13 protein-coding genes are annotated in these 18,859 nt (G+C 68.3%); 12 read left to right on the top strand and 1 reads right to left on the bottom strand.

The annotated features are described in order from the left end of the window. Positions 1–3 precede the first annotated feature (3 nt). The 12 genes from nusG to tuf all read left to right on the top strand — a co-directional run bounded on the left by nusG (position 4) and on the right by tuf (position 17,502). A complete protein-coding gene (gene nusG / locus IQ279_RS14455) occupies positions 4–834 on the top strand; it encodes a transcription termination/antitermination protein NusG (RefSeq protein WP_206348927.1) in 831 nt (276 codons plus the stop codon). A gap of 174 nt (positions 835–1,008) precedes the next feature. Further along, positions 1,009–1,443 (top strand): 50S ribosomal protein L11, encoded by a 435-nt coding sequence (rplK, locus tag IQ279_RS14450; RefSeq protein WP_206348926.1) that lies wholly within the window; start codon positions 1,009–1,011, stop codon positions 1,441–1,443. A 160-nt stretch (positions 1,444–1,603) separates the two neighbouring features. Continuing rightward, positions 1,604–2,323, top strand: coding sequence for a 50S ribosomal protein L1 (gene rplA / locus IQ279_RS14445; RefSeq protein ID WP_206348925.1), 720 nt, complete (start codon positions 1,604–1,606; stop codon positions 2,321–2,323). Between the two features lie 478 nt (positions 2,324–2,801). After that, a complete protein-coding gene (gene rplJ, locus IQ279_RS14440; RefSeq protein ID WP_206348924.1) occupies positions 2,802–3,353 on the top strand; it encodes a 50S ribosomal protein L10 in 552 nt (183 codons plus the stop codon). 93 nt (positions 3,354–3,446) lie between these two features. Beyond that, entirely contained in the window at positions 3,447–3,833 is a 387-nt protein-coding gene (gene rplL, locus IQ279_RS14435; RefSeq protein WP_101258311.1) for a 50S ribosomal protein L7/L12, read from the top strand. A 480-nt stretch (positions 3,834–4,313) separates the two neighbouring features. Further along, positions 4,314–7,799 (top strand): DNA-directed RNA polymerase subunit beta, encoded by a 3,486-nt coding sequence (gene rpoB, locus IQ279_RS14430; protein WP_206348923.1) that lies wholly within the window; start codon positions 4,314–4,316, stop codon positions 7,797–7,799. A gap of 143 nt (positions 7,800–7,942) precedes the next feature. Next, positions 7,943–11,866 carry a DNA-directed RNA polymerase subunit beta' gene (locus IQ279_RS14425; protein WP_206348977.1) on the top strand — a complete coding sequence of 1,308 codons (3,924 nt, stop codon included), beginning with the start codon at positions 7,943–7,945 and terminating at the stop codon, positions 11,864–11,866. A gap of 326 nt (positions 11,867–12,192) precedes the next feature. After that, positions 12,193–12,693, top strand: coding sequence for a DUF1707 and DUF4190 domain-containing protein (locus IQ279_RS14420; RefSeq protein WP_206348976.1), 501 nt, complete (start codon positions 12,193–12,195; stop codon positions 12,691–12,693). 383 nt (positions 12,694–13,076) lie between these two features. Then, complete coding sequence (gene rpsL / locus IQ279_RS14415) at positions 13,077–13,448, top strand: 30S ribosomal protein S12 (RefSeq protein ID WP_003948652.1); 372 nt, start codon at positions 13,077–13,079, stop codon at positions 13,446–13,448. 2 nt (positions 13,449–13,450) lie between these two features. Then, positions 13,451–13,921 carry a 30S ribosomal protein S7 gene (rpsG, locus tag IQ279_RS14410; RefSeq protein WP_093660564.1) on the top strand — a complete coding sequence of 157 codons (471 nt, stop codon included), beginning with the start codon at positions 13,451–13,453 and terminating at the stop codon, positions 13,919–13,921. A 39-nt stretch (positions 13,922–13,960) separates the two neighbouring features. Then, positions 13,961–16,081, top strand: a complete 2,121-nt coding sequence (fusA, locus tag IQ279_RS14405) for an elongation factor G (protein ID WP_206348922.1) — start codon at positions 13,961–13,963, stop codon at positions 16,079–16,081. A gap of 227 nt (positions 16,082–16,308) precedes the next feature. Next, on the top strand, positions 16,309–17,502 hold the full coding sequence (gene tuf / locus IQ279_RS14400) for an elongation factor Tu (RefSeq protein WP_206348921.1): 1,194 nt from the start codon (positions 16,309–16,311) through the stop codon (positions 17,500–17,502). 129 nt (positions 17,503–17,631) lie between these two features. Here tuf and IQ279_RS14395 read toward each other — a convergent pair whose 3' ends face one another. Next, on the bottom strand, positions 17,632–18,858 hold the full coding sequence (locus tag IQ279_RS14395) for an HTTM domain-containing protein (protein WP_206348920.1): 1,227 nt from the start codon (positions 18,856–18,858) through the stop codon (positions 17,632–17,634). Between the last annotated feature and the right edge of the window lies 1 nt (position 18,859).

Below are 18,859 nucleotides of genomic sequence, written 5' to 3'. Positions count from 1 at the left end.
ACCGTGTCTGACCCGAACCTCAACGACGCCGTCGACCCCGTCGAGGGTGACGACACCGCGCCCGACGCCGTCGAGACGGCGGACAAGGCGGCGGCGGACGGCGTCGACCAGGCCGAAGCTGCCGACACCGCCGGGGACGAGTCGGCCGAGGCGGCGGCCCCCGCCGAGCCTGCCGGCGAGACCGAGCCCGAGGCGGCACAGGAGGCCGAGGAGCCGGTCGACCCGGTCGCGGCCCTCCGCGACGAGCTGCGTCATCTCCCCGGCGAGTGGTACGTCATCCACACCTACGCGGGCTACGAGAAGCGCGTGAAGGCCAACCTGGAGCAGCGTGCCGTCTCACTCAACGTCGAGGACTTCATCTACCAGGCCGAGGTCCCCGAGGAAGAGATCGTCCAGATCAAGAACGGCGAGCGCAAGAACGTCCGCCAGAACAAGCTCCCCGGCTATGTCCTGGTGCGGATGGACCTGACGAACGAGTCCTGGGGCGTCGTGCGCAACACCCCCGGTGTCACCGGCTTCGTGGGCAACGCCTACGACCCGTACCCGCTGACCCTGGACGAGGTCGTCAAGATGCTCGCCCCCGAGGCGGAGGAGCGTGCCGCCGCGGAGGCCGCGGCCGAGGCGGGCCTGCCGGCGCCGAGCCGCAAGGTCGAGGTCCAGGTCCTGGACTTCGAGGTCGGTGACTCGGTCACCGTCACCGACGGCCCGTTCGCGACGCTCCAGGCGACGATCAACGAGATCAACCCGGACTCGAAGAAGGTCAAGGGCCTTGTCGAGATCTTCGGCCGCGAGACCCCGGTCGAGCTGAGCTTCGACCAGATCCAGAAGAACTGACGAGGTTCTTCCGGTCATCGATTTCCGGCCAGGTCGGGCAGCCCTGAGGGGCCGCCCGGCCTGGCCGGTTTCCGACCGCACCGCGATACGGGCTATCGTTGTGCGGTATGCCTCCGTACGGGTGGATCAGCCCGCCGGAGGATTCGACACCTCTCACCAGGACCCGGAGAGAACATGCCTCCCAAGAAGAAGAAGGTCACGGGGCTGATCAAGCTCCAGATCCAGGCCGGTGCCGCGAACCCGGCCCCGCCGGTCGGCCCCGCGCTGGGTCAGCACGGCGTGAACATCATGGAGTTCTGCAAGGCCTACAACGCCGCGACCGAGTCGCAGCGCGGCTGGGTCATCCCGGTGGAGATCACGGTCTACGAGGACCGCTCCTTCACCTTCATCACCAAGACCCCGCCGGCCGCGAAGATGATCCTCAAGGCCGCGGGCGTGGACAAGGGCTCCGGCGAGCCCCACTCCAAGAAGGTCGCCAAGATCACGCGCGAGCAGGTGCGCGAGATCGCCACGACCAAGATGCCCGACCTCAACGCCAACGACCTGGACTCCGCCGAGAAGATCATCGCCGGCACCGCCCGGTCGATGGGCGTCACCGTCGAGGGCTGAGCGGCTCCGCTCGCGGTACCCGCGAGGCGCGGCCGGTTCCGTTCCTCCCCTCGGGGCGGATGGGCCGGACAGACGCGCCGGGCACAGACAGATGGAAGTGGCAGGGTCAGGCGCTGGCCCCCTGGACCACGACTCCGTACACCAGAAAACTGGAGCAGAAGTGAAGCGCAGCAAGGCTCTCCGCAACGCGGACGCCAAGATCGACCGGACGCGGCTCTACGCCCCGCTGGAGGCCGTCCGTCTCGCCAAGGAGACCTCCCCGACCAAGTTCGACGCGACCGTCGAGATCGCCATGCGCCTGGGTGTCGACCCGCGCAAGGCCGACCAGATGGTGCGCGGCACCGTGAACCTCCCGCACGGCACCGGCAAGACCGCCCGGGTCCTGGTCTTCGCGACCGGTGAGCGTGCCGCGGCCGCGGAGGCCGCCGGCGCCGACATCGTCGGCTCCGACGAGCTGATCGACGAGGTCTCCAAGGGCCGCCTGGACTTCGACGCCGTCGTCGCCACCCCGGACCTGATGGGCAAGGTCGGCCGCCTCGGCCGCGTGCTCGGTCCGCGTGGTCTGATGCCGAACCCGAAGACCGGCACCGTCACCCCGGACGTCGCCAAGGCCGTCACCGAGATCAAGGGCGGCAAGATCGAGTTCCGCGTCGACAAGCACGCCAACCTCCACTTCATCATCGGCAAGGTCTCGTTCGACGAGAAGCAGCTGGTGGAGAACTACGCGGCGGCGCTGGAAGAGGTCCTGCGGCTGAAGCCGTCCGCGGCCAAGGGCCGGTACATCAAGAAGGCCGTCATCAGCACCACGATGGGCCCCGGTGTCCCCGTCGACTCCAACCGCACCCGGAACCTCCTCGCCGAGGAGGACGTCGCCGCCTGATCCGGCGCGCGACTCCGCGAGAGCGGTCCAGCACGGCGGCCGGGCCCCGCTTCCTGTTCGGAAGGCGGGGCCCGGCCCTTTGCGCGTGCGGGGTGCGGGACACGGGATGCGGTGCGGGGTACGGGCGGCCGGAGCGAGGGCGCCGGCGGAAGTGGGCCGGCGGATTTGCCTGCCGTGACGGCGTTCGCGTACTCTTCCACCGAAGCCAAAGACCGCTGGTCGTTGCCGTGCTCCCAGATCTCCCGCGGATCCGGGGCCGGTGGCCGAAGGATCCGCTTGGAGCGGGCGACCTGCGCAGGTGACAGTGGAGGACTCCCGGTGTGCGCACCGGTCGAGTCACGCCCCGTGCGCCTGCGCCGGGGCGTTTCGTTTTGTGCAATACCCCTTCCTCGTGCGCCCGACGTGGGCGGTCCGGCGTCATGACCTGCCGAAAGGCACGGTCGAGGATCGCATCACCCGGAAAGGAGGGCCGAGGCTCATGGCGAGTCCCGACAAGGTCGCAGCCGTCGAGGAGATCAGGGAGAAGTTCCAGAACTCCAACGCCGCCGTTGTGACCGCGTACACCGGTCTCAGCGTCGCTCAGCTCAAGGACCTGCGCCGTTCTCTCGGTGAGAACGCTCAGTACCGTGTGGCGAAGAACACGCTCACCAAGATCGCGGCCAACGAGGCCGGGGTCACCGAGCTCGACGAGTTCTTCGTCGACTCCACCGCCGTCGCCTTCGTGACCGGTGACCCGGTCGAGACGGCGAAGAGCCTGCGTGACTTCGCCAAGGACAACCCCCAGCTCGTCATCAAGGGCGGTGTCCTCGAGGGCAAGGCGCTCAGCGCCGACGACATCAAGAAGCTCGCGGACCTCGAGTCCCGTGAGGTGCTGCTCGCCAAGCTGGCCGGTGGCATGAAGGCGTCCATGGCCAAGGCCGCGGCGACCTTCCAGGCCCCGCTGTCGAAGTTCGTCCGTACCGCGGACGCCCTTCGCGCCAAGCAGGAGCAGGGCGGTGCCGGTACGCCGGCTCCCGCCGAGGCCGAGTAACCCGCTCCAGGCGCACTCGGTCGCAGCGGGCCCCAGTACGCCCGCCGACATGAACACCCCGGCACCAGCCGACTTAGTGGAAGGACCGCCATCATGGCGAAGCTCAGCCAGGACGAGCTGCTCGAGCAGTTCAGCGAGATGACCCTCATCGAGCTCTCCGAGTTCGTGAAGGCCTTCGAGGAGAAGTTCGACGTCGAGGCCGCCGCCCCGGTCGCCGTCGCCGCCGGCCCCGCCCAGGGTGGCCCGGCCGCCGAGGCCGAGCCGGAGAAGGACGAGTTCGACGTCATCCTCACCGGCGCCGGCGACAAGAAGATCCAGGTCATCAAGGTCGTGCGCGAGCTGACCTCCCTCGGCCTGAAGGAGGCCAAGGACCTGGTCGACGGCACCCCGAAGCCGGTCCTGGAGAAGGTCAACAAGGAGGCCGCCGACAAGGCCGCCGAGTCCCTCAAGGGCGCCGGCGCCTCCGTCGAGGTCAAGTGAACCGAGTGACCCAGGTCACTGAAGGAGTCCGCTGACTCCTCTCCTTCCGAGGGCGATCACCCATGCGGGTGGTCGCCCTCGGTCGTTTCCGCGACAGCCGTATCGCCTGGCGAGGGCCTGCGGGTATGGTGATCAACGCTGTCCGGCCGTACGCTCCCTGTGGTCCCGGAAGAGGGTGGGGCCTTGACGAACCGCACGTAGCACGCAATTCTCGGGACGCGTCGTCACACCGATCCACAATCCGAGGCATGGATCGCGGGCGAAGTGGGAAACCTTGCGGCAGGCGTTGAACAACTGACGAGGGGCTCGCCCCTCCGGAGGGAGAGATTGGTACCGCGTGCCGGTCTCCGGATACCGCACTGGACATCAGTGGGCCTTGTGGCTACACTGACCCTTTGCGCTGCCTATTAACTGCCCCCTGCCCGTCACCAGGGGCACGGCATGCGCGTAGTGAGTCCGAGCCCTCGGAAGGACCCCCTCTTGGCCGCCTCGCGCAACGCCTCGACCGCCAATTCGAACAACGGCGCCAGCACCGCCCCGCTGCGTATCTCCTTTGCGAAGATCAAGGAGCCCCTCGGGGTTCCGAACCTCCTTGCGCTGCAGACCGAGAGCTTCGACTGGCTGCTCGGCAACGACGCCTGGAAGGCTCGCGTCGAGGCGGCGCTGGAGCGCGGTGAGGATGTCCCCACCAAGTCCGGTCTGGAGGAGATCTTCGAGGAGATCTCCCCGATCGAGGACTTCTCCGGGTCGATGTCGCTCACCTTCCGCGATCACCGCTTCGAGCCGCCGAAGAACTCGATCGACGAGTGCAAGGAGCGCGACTTCACCTACGCCGCGCCCCTGTTCGTCACCGCCGAGTTCACCAACAACGAGACCGGCGAGATCAAGTCCCAGACGGTCTTCATGGGCGACTTCCCGCTCATGACCAACAAGGGCACCTTCGTCATCAACGGCACCGAGCGTGTCGTGGTCTCCCAGCTGGTGCGCTCGCCGGGTGTCTACTTCGACAGCAGCATCGACAAGACGTCCGACAAGGACATCTTCTCCGCCAAGATCATTCCGTCTCGCGGCGCCTGGCTGGAGATGGAGATCGACAAGCGCGACATGGTCGGTGTCCGCATCGACCGCAAGCGCAAGCAGTCCGTCACCGTCCTCCTCAAGGCGCTCGGCTGGACCACCGAGCAGATCCTGGAGGAGTTCGGCCAGTACGAGTCCATGCGCGCCACCCTGGAGAAGGACCACACCCAGGGCCAGGACGACGCGCTGCTCGACATCTACCGCAAGCTGCGTCCGGGTGAGCCTCCGACGCGCGAGGCCGCCCAGACGCTCCTGGAGAACCTCTACTTCAACCCCAAGCGCTACGACCTGGCCAAGGTCGGCCGGTACAAGATCAACCGGAAGCTCGGCGGCGACCAGCCGCTGGACTCCGGCGTGCTGACCGTCGACGACGTCATCGCCACGATCAAGTACCTGGTCAAGCTGCACGCCGGCGAGACCGAGACGATGGGGGAGAACGGCCGGACGATCGTCGTCGAGACCGACGACATCGACCACTTCGGCAACCGCCGTCTGCGCAACGTCGGCGAGCTCATCCAGAACCAGGTCCGCACCGGTCTGGCCCGTATGGAGCGCGTCGTCCGCGAGCGGATGACGACCCAGGACGTCGAGGCGATCACGCCGCAGACCCTGATCAACATCCGGCCGGTCGTCGCCTCCATCAAGGAGTTCTTCGGCACCAGCCAGCTGTCGCAGTTCATGGACCAGACGAACCCGCTGTCGGGCCTGACCCACAAGCGCCGTCTGTCCGCGCTGGGCCCCGGTGGTCTGTCCCGTGAGCGGGCGGGCTTCGAGGTCCGCGACGTGCACCCCTCGCACTACGGCCGTATGTGCCCGATCGAGACCCCCGAGGGCCCGAACATCGGTCTGATCGGCTCGCTGGCCTCCTACGGCCGGGTCAACGCGTTCGGCTTCGTGGAGACCCCCTACCGCCGGGTGGTCGGCGGAGTGGTGACCGACGAGGTCAACTACCTGACCGCCGACGAGGAGGACCGCTACGTCATCGCCCAGGCCAACGCGCCGCTGGGCGAGGACATGCGGTTCGCCGAGGACCGCGTCCTGGTCCGCCGCCGCGGCGGCGAGGTCGACCTCATCCCCGGTGACGAGGTCGACTACATGGACGTCTCGCCGCGCCAGATGGTGTCGGTGGCGACCGCCATGATCCCGTTCCTGGAGCACGACGACGCCAACCGTGCGCTCATGGGCTCGAACATGATGCGCCAGGCCGTCCCGCTGATCCGCGCCGAGGCCCCGCTGGTCGGCACCGGCATGGAGTACCGCTGCGCGGTCGACGCCGGTGACGTGATCAAGGCCGAGAAGGACGGCGTGGTCCAGGAGGTCTCCGCCGACTACGTCACCGTGGCCAACGACGACGGCACCTACACCACCTACCGCGTCGCCAAGTTCTTCCGCTCCAACCAGGGCACCTCCTTCAACCAGAAGGTCGTCGTGGACGAGGGCGACCGCGTGGTGACCGGCCAGGTCCTCGCCGACGGCCCCTCGACCGAGCAGGGCGAGATGGCGCTCGGCAAGAACCTACTCGTGGCGTTCATGCCGTGGGAGGGCCACAACTACGAGGACGCGATCATCCTGTCGCAGCGCCTCGTCCAGGACGACGTCCTGTCCTCGATCCACATCGAGGAGCACGAGGTCGACGCCCGTGACACCAAGCTGGGCCCCGAGGAGATCACCCGGGACATCCCGAACGTCTCCGAGGAGGTCCTGGCCGACCTCGACGAGCGCGGCATCATCCGCATCGGCGCCGAGGTCGAGGCGGGCGACATCCTGGTCGGCAAGGTCACCCCGAAGGGCGAGACCGAGCTGACCCCGGAGGAGCGGCTGCTGCGCGCGATCTTCGGCGAGAAGGCGCGCGAGGTCCGCGACACCTCGCTGAAGGTGCCGCACGGCGAGACCGGCAAGGTCATCGGCGTGCGCGTCTTCGACCGCGAGGAGGGCGACGAGCTGCCTCCGGGCGTCAACCAGCTCGTCCGCGTCTACGTGGCCCAGAAGCGCAAGATCACCGACGGTGACAAGCTCGCCGGCCGCCACGGCAACAAGGGCGTCATCTCCAAGATCCTGCCGATCGAGGACATGCCGTTCATGGAGGACGGCACCCCGGTCGACGTCATCCTCAACCCGCTGGGCGTCCCGTCCCGGATGAACCCGGGCCAGGTCCTGGAGATCCACCTGGGCTGGCTCGCCTCCCAGGGCTGGAAAGTCGAGGGGATCGAGGAGGAGTGGCAGAAGCGGCTCGCCTCGATCGGCGCCGACGACGTCGAGCCCGGCACCAACGTCGCCACCCCGGTGTTCGACGGCGCCCGCGAGGACGAGATCGCCGGTCTGTTCACGGCGACCCTGCCCAACCGCGACGGCGAGCGGATGGTCCTGCCCTCCGGCAAGGCCCGGCTCTACGACGGCCGCTCCGGCGAGCCGTTCCCGGACCCGATCTCGGTCGGCTACATGTACATCCTCAAGCTGCACCACCTGGTCGACGACAAGCTGCACGCCCGCTCGACCGGTCCGTACTCCATGATCACCCAGCAGCCGCTGGGCGGTAAGGCTCAGTTCGGTGGCCAGCGCTTCGGTGAGATGGAGGTGTGGGCGCTGGAGGCTTACGGCGCCGCGTACGCCCTCCAGGAGCTGCTGACCATCAAGTCCGACGACGTCACCGGCCGCGTGAAGGTCTACGAGGCCATCGTCAAGGGCGAGAACATCCCCGAGCCCGGCATCCCCGAGTCCTTCAAGGTGCTCATCAAGGAGATGCAGTCCCTGTGCCTCAACGTGGAGGTGCTGTCCAGCGACGGCATGTCCATCGAGATGCGCGACACCGACGAGGACGTCTTCCGCGCCGCGGAAGAGCTCGGCATCGACCTGTCCCGGCGCGAGCCGAGCAGCGTCGAAGAGGTCTGACGGGCCGGCCGGGGCGCCGCACCTTCCCGCCGAGGCGGCAGGGTGCGGCCCCCCGGCCTCCCCGCGACCCCCGTTCAGACCACCACAGAGCTCCTCGGTCCCACCGACGCGAGGGGCACAAACCCTGAGAGGGATTGACGAGAGTGCTCGACGTCAACTTCTTCGACGAGCTGCGAATCGGCCTGGCCACCGCTGACGACATCCGTCAGTGGTCCCACGGCGAGGTCAAGAAGCCGGAGACCATCAACTACCGCACCCTCAAGCCGGAAAAGGACGGGCTCTTCTGCGAGAAGATCTTCGGTCCGACCCGGGACTGGGAGTGCTACTGCGGCAAGTACAAGCGCGTCCGCTTCAAGGGCATCATCTGCGAGCGCTGCGGCGTCGAGGTGACCCGCGCCAAGGTGCGCCGTGAGCGGATGGGCCACATCGAGCTCGCCGCCCCCGTCACCCACATCTGGTACTTCAAGGGCGTGCCCTCCCGCCTGGGCTACCTGCTCGACCTCGCCCCGAAGGACCTCGAGAAGGTCATCTACTTCGCCGCCTACATGATCACGTGGGTGGACGAGGAGCGCCGCACGCGCGACCTGCCCTCCCTGGAGGCCCACGTCTCCGTGGAGCGCCAGCAGATCGAGCAGCGCCGCGACGCCGACCTGGAGGCCCGTGCCAAGAAGCAGGAGGCCGACCTCGCGGAGCTGGAGGCCGAGGGCGCCAAGGCGGACGTCCGCCGCAAGGTGCGTGAGGGCGCCGAGCGCGAGATGAAGCAGATCCGCGACCGCGCCCAGCGCGAGATCGACCGCCTGGACGAGGTCTGGAACCGCTTCAAGAACCTCAAGGTCCAGGACCTGGAGGGCGACGAGCTGCTCTACCGCGAGCTGCGCGACCGCTTCGGGACCTACTTCGACGGCTCGATGGGCGCCGCCGCGCTGCAGAAGCGGCTGGAGACCTTCGACCTGGAGGAGGAGGCGGAGAGGCTCCGCGAGATCATCCGGACCGGTAAGGGCCAGAAGAAGACCCGTGCGCTCAAGCGCCTCAAGGTCGTCTCCGCGTTCCTGCAGACCCGCAACAGCCCCAAGGGCATGGTGCTGGACTGCGTGCCGGTCATCCCGCCGGACCTGCGTCCGATGGTGCAGCTGGACGGTGGCCGCTTCGCGACCAGCGACCTGAACGACCTGTACCGCCGCGTCATCAACCGCAACAACCGCCTGAAGCGGCTTCTCGACCTCGGCGCGCCCGAGATCATCGTGAACAACGAGAAGCGCATGCTCCAGGAGGCCGTCGACGCGCTCTTCGACAACGGCCGCCGCGGCCGCCCGGTCACGGGCCCCGGCAACCGTCCGCTGAAGTCGCTGTCCGACATGCTCAAGGGCAAGCAGGGCCGCTTCCGCCAGAACCTGCTGGGCAAGCGCGTCGACTACTCGGCGCGTTCGGTGATCGTCGTCGGCCCGCAGCTCAAGCTGCACCAGTGCGGTCTGCCCAAGGCCATGGCGCTGGAGCTGTTCAAGCCGTTCGTGATGAAGCGCCTGGTGGACCTCAACCACGCGCAGAACATCAAGTCGGCCAAGCGCATGGTCGAGCGCGGCCGCACGGTCGTGTACGACGTGCTCGAAGAGGTCATCGCCGAGCACCCGGTGCTGCTCAACCGCGCGCCGACGCTGCACCGTCTGGGCATCCAGGCCTTCGAGCCGCAGCTGGTCGAGGGCAAGGCCATCCAGATCCACCCGCTGGTGTGCACCGCGTTCAACGCGGACTTCGATGGCGACCAGATGGCCGTGCACCTGCCGCTGTCCGCGGAGGCGCAGGCCGAGGCCCGCATCCTGATGCTGTCCTCGAACAACATCCTCAAGCCGGCCGACGGCCGTCCCGTCACCATGCCGACCCAGGACATGGTGCTGGGCCTGTTCTTCCTCACCACCGACCGGGTGGAGGGCGAGGTCAAGGGCGAGGGCCGGTCGTTCAACTCGGTGGCCGAGGCGATCATGGCGTTCGACGCCCGGGAGCTGTCGCTCCAGGCGAAGATCGACGTCCGCTTCCCCGTCGGCTCCGTCCCGCCCCGCGGCTGGACCCCGCCGGCCGCCGAGGAGGGCGCCGCGTCCGATGGAGGCTTCGCCTCGGGGGAGTGGCAGACCGGCGACCCGTTCCGGCTGCGCACCACCCTGGGCCGCGCGCTCTTCAACGAGCTGCTGCCCGAGGACTACCCGTTCGTCGACTACACCGTGGGCAAGAAGCAGCTCTCCGCGATCGTCAACGACCTCGCCGAGCGCTACCCCAAGGTCGTCGTCGCCGCGGCGCTGGACAACCTGAAGTCGGCCGGTTTCCACTGGGCGACCCGCTCCGGCGTCACCATCGCGATCTCCGACGTCGTGGTCCCCGAGGCCAAGAAGGAGATCATCGCGAACTACGAGGCGCAGGACGAGAAGGTCCAGAAGCAGTACGAGCGCGGTCTGATCACCAAGGACGAGCGTTCCAACGAGCTCATCGGCATCTGGACCCGTGCGACCAACGAGGTCGCCGAGGCCATGTCGGAGAACTTCCCGAAGACCAACCCGATCTTCATGATGGTCGACTCGGGTGCTCGCGGAAACATGATGCAGATGCGCCAGATCGCCGGTATGCGCGGTCTGGTGTCCAACGCCAAGAACGAGACCATCCCGCGGCCGATCAAGGCGTCGTTCCGCGAGGGTCTGTCCGTGCTGGAGTACTTCATCTCCACGCACGGTGCCCGTAAGGGTCTGGCGGACACCGCGCTGCGCACCGCCGACTCGGGTTACCTGACCCGTCGTCTTGTGGACGTCTCGCAGGACGTGATCATTCGCGAGGAGGACTGCGGCACCGACCGCGGCCTCAAGCTCGTGATCGCCTCCAAGGGCGCGGACGGCGTTCTGCGCAAGGCGGAGGACGCCGAGACCAGCGTGTACGCGCGCTGCCTCGCCGAGGACGTCACCGTCGACGGCAAGGTGCTGGCCCCGGCCGGCACCGACCTGGGCGACGTGCTCATCGACGAGCTGGTGCGGCACGGCGTGGAGACGGTCAAGACCCGCTCGGTCCTCACCTGCGAGTCCGCCGTCGGCACCTGTGCCATGTGCTACGGCCGCTCGCTGGCGACCGGCAAGCTGGTGGACATCGGCGAGGCCGTCGGCATCATCGCCGCCCAGTCCATCGGTGAGCCCGGCACCCAGCTGACGATGCGGACCTTCCACACCGGTGGTGTGGCCGGTGACGACATCACCCAGGGTCTGCCGCGTGTCGTCGAGCTCTTCGAGGCCCGCACCCCCAAGGGTGTCGCCCCGATCTCCGAGGCCGCCGGCCGCGTGCGGATCGAGGAGACCGAGAAGACCAAGAAGATCGTCGTCACCCCCGACGACGGCTCCGACGAGACCTCCTACGGCGTGTCCAAGCGCGCCCGTCTGCTGGTCTCCGAGGGCGACCACGTCGACGTCGGCCAGCCGCTGACGGTCGGTGCCACCAACCCGCACGACGTGCTGCGCATCCTCGGCCAGCGCGCGGTGCAGGTGCACCTGGTGGGCGAGGTCCAGAAGGTCTACAACTCGCAGGGTGTGTCGATCCACGACAAGCACATCGAGATCATCATCCGGCAGATGCTGCGCCGTGTGACGATCATCGAGTCCGGTGACGCCGAGCTGCTGCCGGGCGAGCTGGTCGAGCGCTCGAAGTTCGAGGGCGAGAACCGCCGCGTGGTGCAGGAGGGCGGCCAGCCGGCCTCCGGCCGTCCGCAGCTGATGGGCATCACCAAGGCCTCGCTGGCCACGGAGTCCTGGCTGTCGGCGGCGTCCTTCCAGGAGACGACCAGGGTCCTGACCGACGCGGCGATCAACGCCAAGTCGGACTCCCTGATCGGCCTCAAGGAGAACGTCATCATCGGTAAGCTCATCCCGGCCGGTACGGGCCTGTCCCGCTACCGCAACATCCGGGTCGAGCCGACCGAGGAGGCGAAGGCCGCGATGTACTCGGCCGTCGGCTACGACGACATCGACTACTCGCCCTTCGGCACCGGCTCCGGCCAGGCGGTCCCGCTGGAGGACTACGACTACGGTCCGTACAACGGCTGAGCGAGACGGCCGAGCCGGGCCGTACGGCCCGGCCGCCGCGCCCGCGGGGCGGTCCCTTCTCGGAAGGGGCCGCCCCGCGGCGTTCTTCTCCGGTGTGCGCGGTGTGTCCCGGGCGCCCGGAACTCCCCAGGGGCCGCGGGCGTCATGGATGATGGGGGCAGCCCGAACGTGGGGAGGTGGAGCCGGTGTCGTACCAGCCGTGGGGACAGCCGGGTCAGCAGGGCAAGTACGGCGGACCGCCCGGGCCGGCGGGGCAGCACCCGCCGTATCTGCCGCAGCCCTCGCAGGCAGCGCAGGCCGCGCACCAGGCGTCGCAGCTGCCGATGATGCGCGCGTCCCACGCGGACCGCGAGCGCACCGTCGACGTGCTCAAGGCCGGGTACGCGGAGGGGCGGCTGAGCCACGCCGAGTACGAGCAGCGGATGGGCCGGGCCCACCACGCGCAGACGTACGGGGAGTTGCACGCGCTCATCGCCGATCTGCCGCAGGGGCCGATGGCGGTGCCCGCGCCCTCGCCGCAGTACGCGCAGCCGTACCAGCAGGCGGTGCCGCGCACCTTCCTGCCGCCTCCGCCGCAGACGAACAACTCCGCGGTCGGTGCCCTGGTCTGCGGGGTCCTCACACCGTTCTACGGGGTCACCGCCATCCCCGCGGTGATCCTGGGGCACAAGGCGCGCGCCGAGATCCGCCGTACCGGGGAGAAGGGCGACGGGATGGCCATGGCCGGCCTGGTCCTGGGCTGGCTGACGATCGGGCTCGTCGCGCTCGCGCTGGTGGGGATCGTGGTGTTCGCGGCCGGGTCCGGGTCCGGGTCCGGGTCCTCCTGAGCTTCCGCGCGGGCTCCGCCGCCGGTGAAGAGGCCCGGAAAGGGCCGGGGAAGGGAGCCGCGGGAGTCCTTCGGCGCGGGCCGCGGGGGCCCTCGGGTGCTCTTCCGCTCCCGCTTCGCGCCCACTACGGTGGCATGGGCATTTGTTTTGACCGGAGCCGGTGCGGTAGGTACGCTCTGACCTTGTGCCTGGGGTATCCCCTGCGCTCTCGTGTGCGCCAATACGCCGCGGGATGTGAGGCGGGGACACCGAAATCTGCATGCTTCCCACCCACTGGGCCCCGCGTCGCGGGAGTGTGCAGCCTTCGACACACCCGACCGCGTGGGTCGGCGAGTGGCCCGGGTTAGTTGTACCGAGACTGGCACACAGAAACCGGAGAAACGGTGCCTACGATCCAGCAGTTGGTCCGCAAGGGCCGACAGGACAAGGTCGAGAAGAACAAGACGCCGGCACTCGAGGGTTCGCCCCAGCGCCGCGGCGTCTGCACGCGCGTTTTCACCACCACCCCCAAGAAGCCGAACTCGGCCCTGCGTAAGGTCGCGCGTGTGCGTCTGACCAGCGGCATCGAGGTCACCGCTTACATTCCGGGTGAGGGTCACAACCTGCAGGAGCACTCCATCGTGCTCGTGCGCGGTGGCCGTGTGAAGGACCTGCCGGGTGTTCGCTACAAGATCATCCGCGGCTCCCTCGACACCCAGGGCGTCAAGAACCGCAAGCAGGCTCGCAGCCGCTACGGCGCCAAGAAGGAGAAGTAAGCATGCCTCGTAAGGGCCCCGCCCCGAAGCGACCGGTCATCATCGACCCGGTCTACGGCTCTCCTCTGGTGACCTCCCTCATCAACAAGGTGCTGCTGCACGGCAAGCGCTCCACCGCCGAGCGCATCGTGTACGGCGCCATGGAGGGCCTGCGTGAGAAGACCGGCAACGACCCGGTCATCACGCTCAAGCGCGCGCTCGAGAACGTGAAGCCGACCCTCGAGGTCCGCTCCCGCCGCGTCGGTGGCGCCACCTACCAGGTTCCGGTCGAGGTCCGCCCCGGCCGTTCCTCCACTCTCGCGCTGCGTTGGATCGTGGGCTACGCCCGCGCGCGCCGCGAGAAGACGATGACCGAGCGCCTGATGAACGAGCTGCTCGACGCCTCCAACGGGCTCGGCGCCGCCGTGAAGAAGCGCGAGGACACCCACAAGATGGCCGAGTCCAACAAGGCCTTCGCGCACTACCGCTGGTAGTCGCTTCCCCCATCGAGAACCGAGAGAAGACTGAGCCTTATGGCTACCACTTCACTTGACCTGGCCAGGGTCCGCAACATCGGGATCATGGCCCACATCGACGCGGGCAAGACGACCACCACCGAGCGGATCCTGTTCTACACCGGTGTGAGCTACAAGATCGGTGAGGTCCACGACGGCGCTGCCACCATGGACTGGATGGAGCAGGAGCAGGAGCGCGGCATCACCATCACGTCGGCCGCGACGACCTGCCACTGGCCGCTCGAGAACGTCGACCACACCATCAACATCATCGACACCCCGGGCCACGTCGACTTCACCGTCGAGGTGGAGCGCTCGCTGCGCGTGCTCGACGGTGCGGTGACGGTGTTCGACGGTGTGGCCGGTGTCGAGCCCCAGTCCGAGACGGTGTGGCGTCAGGCGGACCGCTACGGCGTTCCCCGCATCTGCTTCGTCAACAAGCTCGACCGCACCGGCGCGGACTTCTTCCGCTGCGTCCAGATGATCGTGGACCGCCTCGGCGCGCAGCCGCTGGTCATGCAGGTCCCGATCGGCGCCGAGTCCGACTTCCAGGGCGTCGTGGACCTGGTCCGCATGAAGGCCCTGGTCTGGTCGGCCGAGGCCGCCAAGGGCGAGATGTACGACACCGTCGACATCCCGGCGGACATGGCGGAGCTGGCCCAGGAGTGGCGCGGCAAGCTGCTCGAGGCCGTCGCCGAGAACGACGAGGAGCTGATGGAGCTGTACCTGGAGGGCAACGAGCCCTCCGAGGAGCAGCTGTACGCGGCGATCCGCCGTATCACCATCGAGTCCGGCAAGGGCGAGGGCACCACCGTCACCCCGGTGTTCACCGGTACCGCGTTCAAGAACAAGGGTGTTCAGCCCCTGCTCGACGCGGTCGTGCGCTACCTGCCGTCGCCGCTGGACATCGAGGCGATCGAGGGGCAGTCCCCGTCCGACGCCGACGAGGTCATCAAGCGCAAGCCGTCCGAGGACGAGCCGCTGGCCGCGCTCGCCTTCAAGATCGCGAGCGACCCGCACCTCGGCAAGCTCACCTTCATCCGGGTCTACTCGGGTCGCCTGGAGTCCGGCACGCAGGTGCTGAACTCCGTGAAGGGCAAGAAGGAGCGCATCGGCAAGATCTACCGGATGCACGCGAACAAGCGTGAGGAGATCCAGAGCGTGGGTGCCGGCGACATCGTCGCCGTCATGGGTCTGAAGCAGACCACCACCGGCGAGACCCTCTGCGACGCGTCGACTCCGGTCATCCTGGAGTCCATGGACTTCCCGGCCCCGGTGATCGAGGTCTCCATCGAGCCGAAGTCCAAGGGCGACCAGGAGAAGCTGGGTGTCGCCATCCAGCGTCTGGCCGAGGAGGACCCGTCCTTCCAGGTCAAGACGAACGAGGAGACCGGGCAGACCATCATCGCGGGTATGGGCGAGCTGCACCTTGAGGTGCTGGTCGACCGGATGAAGCGCGAGTTCAGGGTCGAGGCGAACGTCGGTAAGCCGCAGGTGGCCTACCGCGAGACCCTGCGCAAGGCCGTCGAGAAGATCGACTACACGCACAAGAAGCAGACTGGTGGTTCCGGCCAGTTCGCGAAGGTGCAGATCGCGGTCGAGCCCCTCGAGGGCGACGGTTACGAGTTCGTCAACAAGGTCACCGGTGGCCGCATCCCCAAGGAGTACATCCCCTCGGTGGACGCCGGCTGCCAGGAGGCCATGGAGTTCGGCGTGCTGGCGGGCTACCCGCTCACCGGCGTGCGGGTGACGCTGCTGGACGGCGCCTACCACGACGTCGACTCCTCCGAGATGGCGTTCAAGATCGCCGGTTCCATGGTCTTCAAGGAGGCCGCCCGCAAGGCCAGCCCGGCCCTGCTGGAGCCGATGATGGCCGTCGAGGTCACCACGCCCGAGGACTACATGGGCGATGTGATCGGTGACATCAACTCCCGCCGTGGCCAGATCCAGGCCATGGAGGACCGCGCCGGCGCCAAGGTCGTCAAGGGCCTGGTTCCGCTGTCGGAGATGTTCGGTTACGTCGGTGACCTGCGCAGCAAGACCTCCGGTCGCGCGAGCTACTCGATGCAGTTCGACTCCTACGCCGAGGTTCCCCGGAACGTCGCCGAGGAGATCATCGCGAAGGTCAAGGGCGAGTAGCGCACGTTTCGTGTCGCTATCCACCCATTAGGCTGGAGCACAACAAGGCCTTCGGGGTCTCCCGTCACCGGGTGCAGACCACCCGGTGACGGGGCCCCGGCAGCCCGCCCACCCAGATACGAAGCGGTCAAGGTCGTCCCTCAGGGGTCCTGACCGGTTCGGCACGACCACCTGAACCCCTCCGCAGAGCGCGGGGGAGTACAGCACCAGTCCACAGGAGGACCCCAGTGGCGAAGGCGAAGTTCGAGCGGACTAAGCCGCACGTCAACATCGGCACCATCGGTCACATCGACCACGGTAAGACCACTCTTACCGCGGCGATCACCAAGGTGCTGCACGACGCCTACCCGGACGTGAACGAGGCCTCGGCGTTCGAGAACATCGACAAGGCGCCCGAGGAGCGCCAGCGCGGTATCACCATCTCCATCGCGCACGTCGAGTACCAGACGGAGTCCCGTCACTACGCCCACGTCGACTGCCCGGGTCACGCGGACTACATCAAGAACATGATCACCGGTGCTGCCCAGATGGACGGCGCCATCCTCGTGGTCGCCGCCACCGACGGCCCGATGCCGCAGACCAAGGAGCACGTGCTCCTGGCCCGCCAGGTCGGCGTCCCGTACATCGTCGTCGCCCTGAACAAGGCCGACATGGTGGACGACGAGGAGATCATGGAGCTCGTCGAGCTCGAGGTCCGTGAGCTGCTCTCCGAGTACGAGTTCCCGGGTGACGAGGTTCCGGTCGTCCGCGTCTCGGCGCTGAAGGCGCTCGAGGGCGACCAGAAGTGGGCCGACTCCGTCCTCGAGCTGATGAAGGCCGTGGACGAGTCCATCCCCGAGCCCGAGCGTGACGTCGAGAAGCCGTTCCTGATGCCGATCGAGGACGTCTTCACGATCACCGGTCGCGGTACGGTCGTCACCGGCCGTATCGAGCGCGGTGTCCTGAAGGTCAACGAGAACGTCGACATCATCGGCATCAAGACCGAGAAGACCTCGACCACCGTCACCGGTATCGAGATGTTCCGCAAGCTGCTCGACGAGGGTCAGGCCGGTGAGAACGTCGGTCTGCTGCTCCGCGGCATCAAGCGCGAGGACGTCGAGCGCGGCCAGGTCATCATCAAGCCGGGTTCGGTCACCCCGCACACCGAGTTCGAGGCCCAGGCCTACATCCTGTCGAAGGACGAGGGTGGCCGCCACACCCCGTTCTTCAACAACTACCGCCCGCAGTTCTACTTCCGTACCACGGACGTGACCGGCGTGGTGACCCTCCCCGAGGGCACCGAGATGGTCATGCCGGGCGACAACACCGAGATGAAGGTCGAGCTCATCCAGCCGGTCGCCATGGAGGAGGGCCTGAAGTTCGCCATCCGCGAGGGTGGCCGGACCGTGGGCGCCGGCCAGGTCACCAAGATCGTCAAGTGACCCGGTCCGCCTCTTGAGGCACCGCTGACCTCTCGGTCGGCGAAAGGGCCCGTACGACGCCAGTCGTACGGGCCCTTTCCGTTGCCCGGTGGCTGTACCGGCTGCCGTGCCCGGCGGCGCCGGGCGGGCTCAGGGACCGGCCGACCCCGCCGGAGGGGGCGCCGCCCGGCCCGGCGGGCGCCCCGCGGCCCGCCGGAGCGGGGCCGCGCACCGCGGGCCGAGGCGGAGCAGGAGCGCGGTCGGCAGGAACAGCGCGTCGCAGGCGACCATGACCAGCGACAGGAAGGGGATGCCGAGCAGGACCGCGATCCCCAGGTGCTCGGCGATCAGCGCCACCACCATGACGTTCTTGATCCGGCTGAAGAGGGTGAAGGGGAAGGCCACCTGGAGTACGACCGTCAGGTGCCCCAGCAGTATGACGAGCAGAGCGTTCGAGGCGAGGGCGCCGGACAGCCACGGCCAGGGCGTGAAGTAGTCCAGGTGCAGCACGTAGTGCAGGGCGCTCCCCTCCTGCCACCGGCCACCCTGGATCTTGTACCAGCCCGCCGTGGAGTAGATCAGGCAGATCTGCACCGCGATCACCAGTAGCGCGCAGTTGTGGACCATGGCCGCGCAGCCGTCCAGCAGGGTCCGCAGATGGTGTCCGGGGAGTCTGCGGTTCACCGTGTACCACAGGCCGTGGACGGCCCACAGGGCCCACAGCAACAGCGGCCAGCCCGGTGTGAGGAGCGTCCCCGGGCCGAAGGCCCACAGCAGCAGCAGGCCCGTCACCGACCACAGAACGACACCCGTCCGGTCGGGGCTGTCGTGGGCTCCCCGCCCGCGCGCGCGGCGCGCGTCCAGGGACCACACCCGCGCGCAGCGGACGAACACCAGGTAGATCACCATGATGCGGATGATGTTGTCGCCGCCGTCCCCCACCAGGGTGTTGCGGTTCTCCAGCGACACCACGCCCACCAGGAGGAACACGGAAGCGGTCCGGGTGCGCCAGCCGACCAGCACGGCGAGGGACGCCGCGATCGTCAGGGCGTAGACGGCCTCGAACCACGGCCGCCCGCCCCACCAGCTCAGCACGGTGAAGCCGCCGCCCTCCCGGAGGAGGGTGAGGGCCATGTCGAAGGACAGTGGGCTGCGGTCGCCGTAGAGCACGCGGCGGTGCGGCCACTCCCGCAGCAGGAAGGCCGTGACGACGGCGGCGAAGGCGATGCGGAACAGAGCGGCCTGGTACGGGGCCCGGGTGGTGCGGGCGGCACCGGCGGCCCGTGCGAGGCGGGTGCGCGGGCGGTGGCCCGGGGGAGCGGGCCGCGGCGCGGCCGGGGCGCCGCTATCGGCGGTCGTCGCCGTGATGGTGTTCAAC

Origin of the sequence: Streptomyces verrucosisporus, from assembly GCF_017114865.1 — a bacterium.
GTDB lineage: Bacteria > Actinomycetota > Actinomycetes > Streptomycetales > Streptomycetaceae > Streptomyces > Streptomyces fenghuangensis.
The sequence above is the reverse complement of the archived record's forward strand: the minus strand, read 5'-3'. Positions and strand labels throughout refer to the sequence as shown.

Coding starts and splice junctions, on each gene's coding strand:
- rplJ (WP_206348924.1), top strand. CDS start 2,802: ATGGCGAGTCCCGACAAGGTCGCAGCCGTCGAGGAGATCAGGGAGAAG.
- rplL (WP_101258311.1), top strand. CDS start 3,447: ATGGCGAAGCTCAGCCAGGACGAGCTGCTCGAGCAGTTCAGCGAGATG.
- rplK (WP_206348926.1), top strand. CDS start 1,009: ATGCCTCCCAAGAAGAAGAAGGTCACGGGGCTGATCAAGCTCCAGATC.
- fusA (WP_206348922.1), top strand. CDS start 13,961: ATGGCTACCACTTCACTTGACCTGGCCAGGGTCCGCAACATCGGGATC.
- rpsG (WP_093660564.1), top strand. CDS start 13,451: ATGCCTCGTAAGGGCCCCGCCCCGAAGCGACCGGTCATCATCGACCCG.
- IQ279_RS14420 (WP_206348976.1), top strand. CDS start 12,193: ATGCGCGCGTCCCACGCGGACCGCGAGCGCACCGTCGACGTGCTCAAG.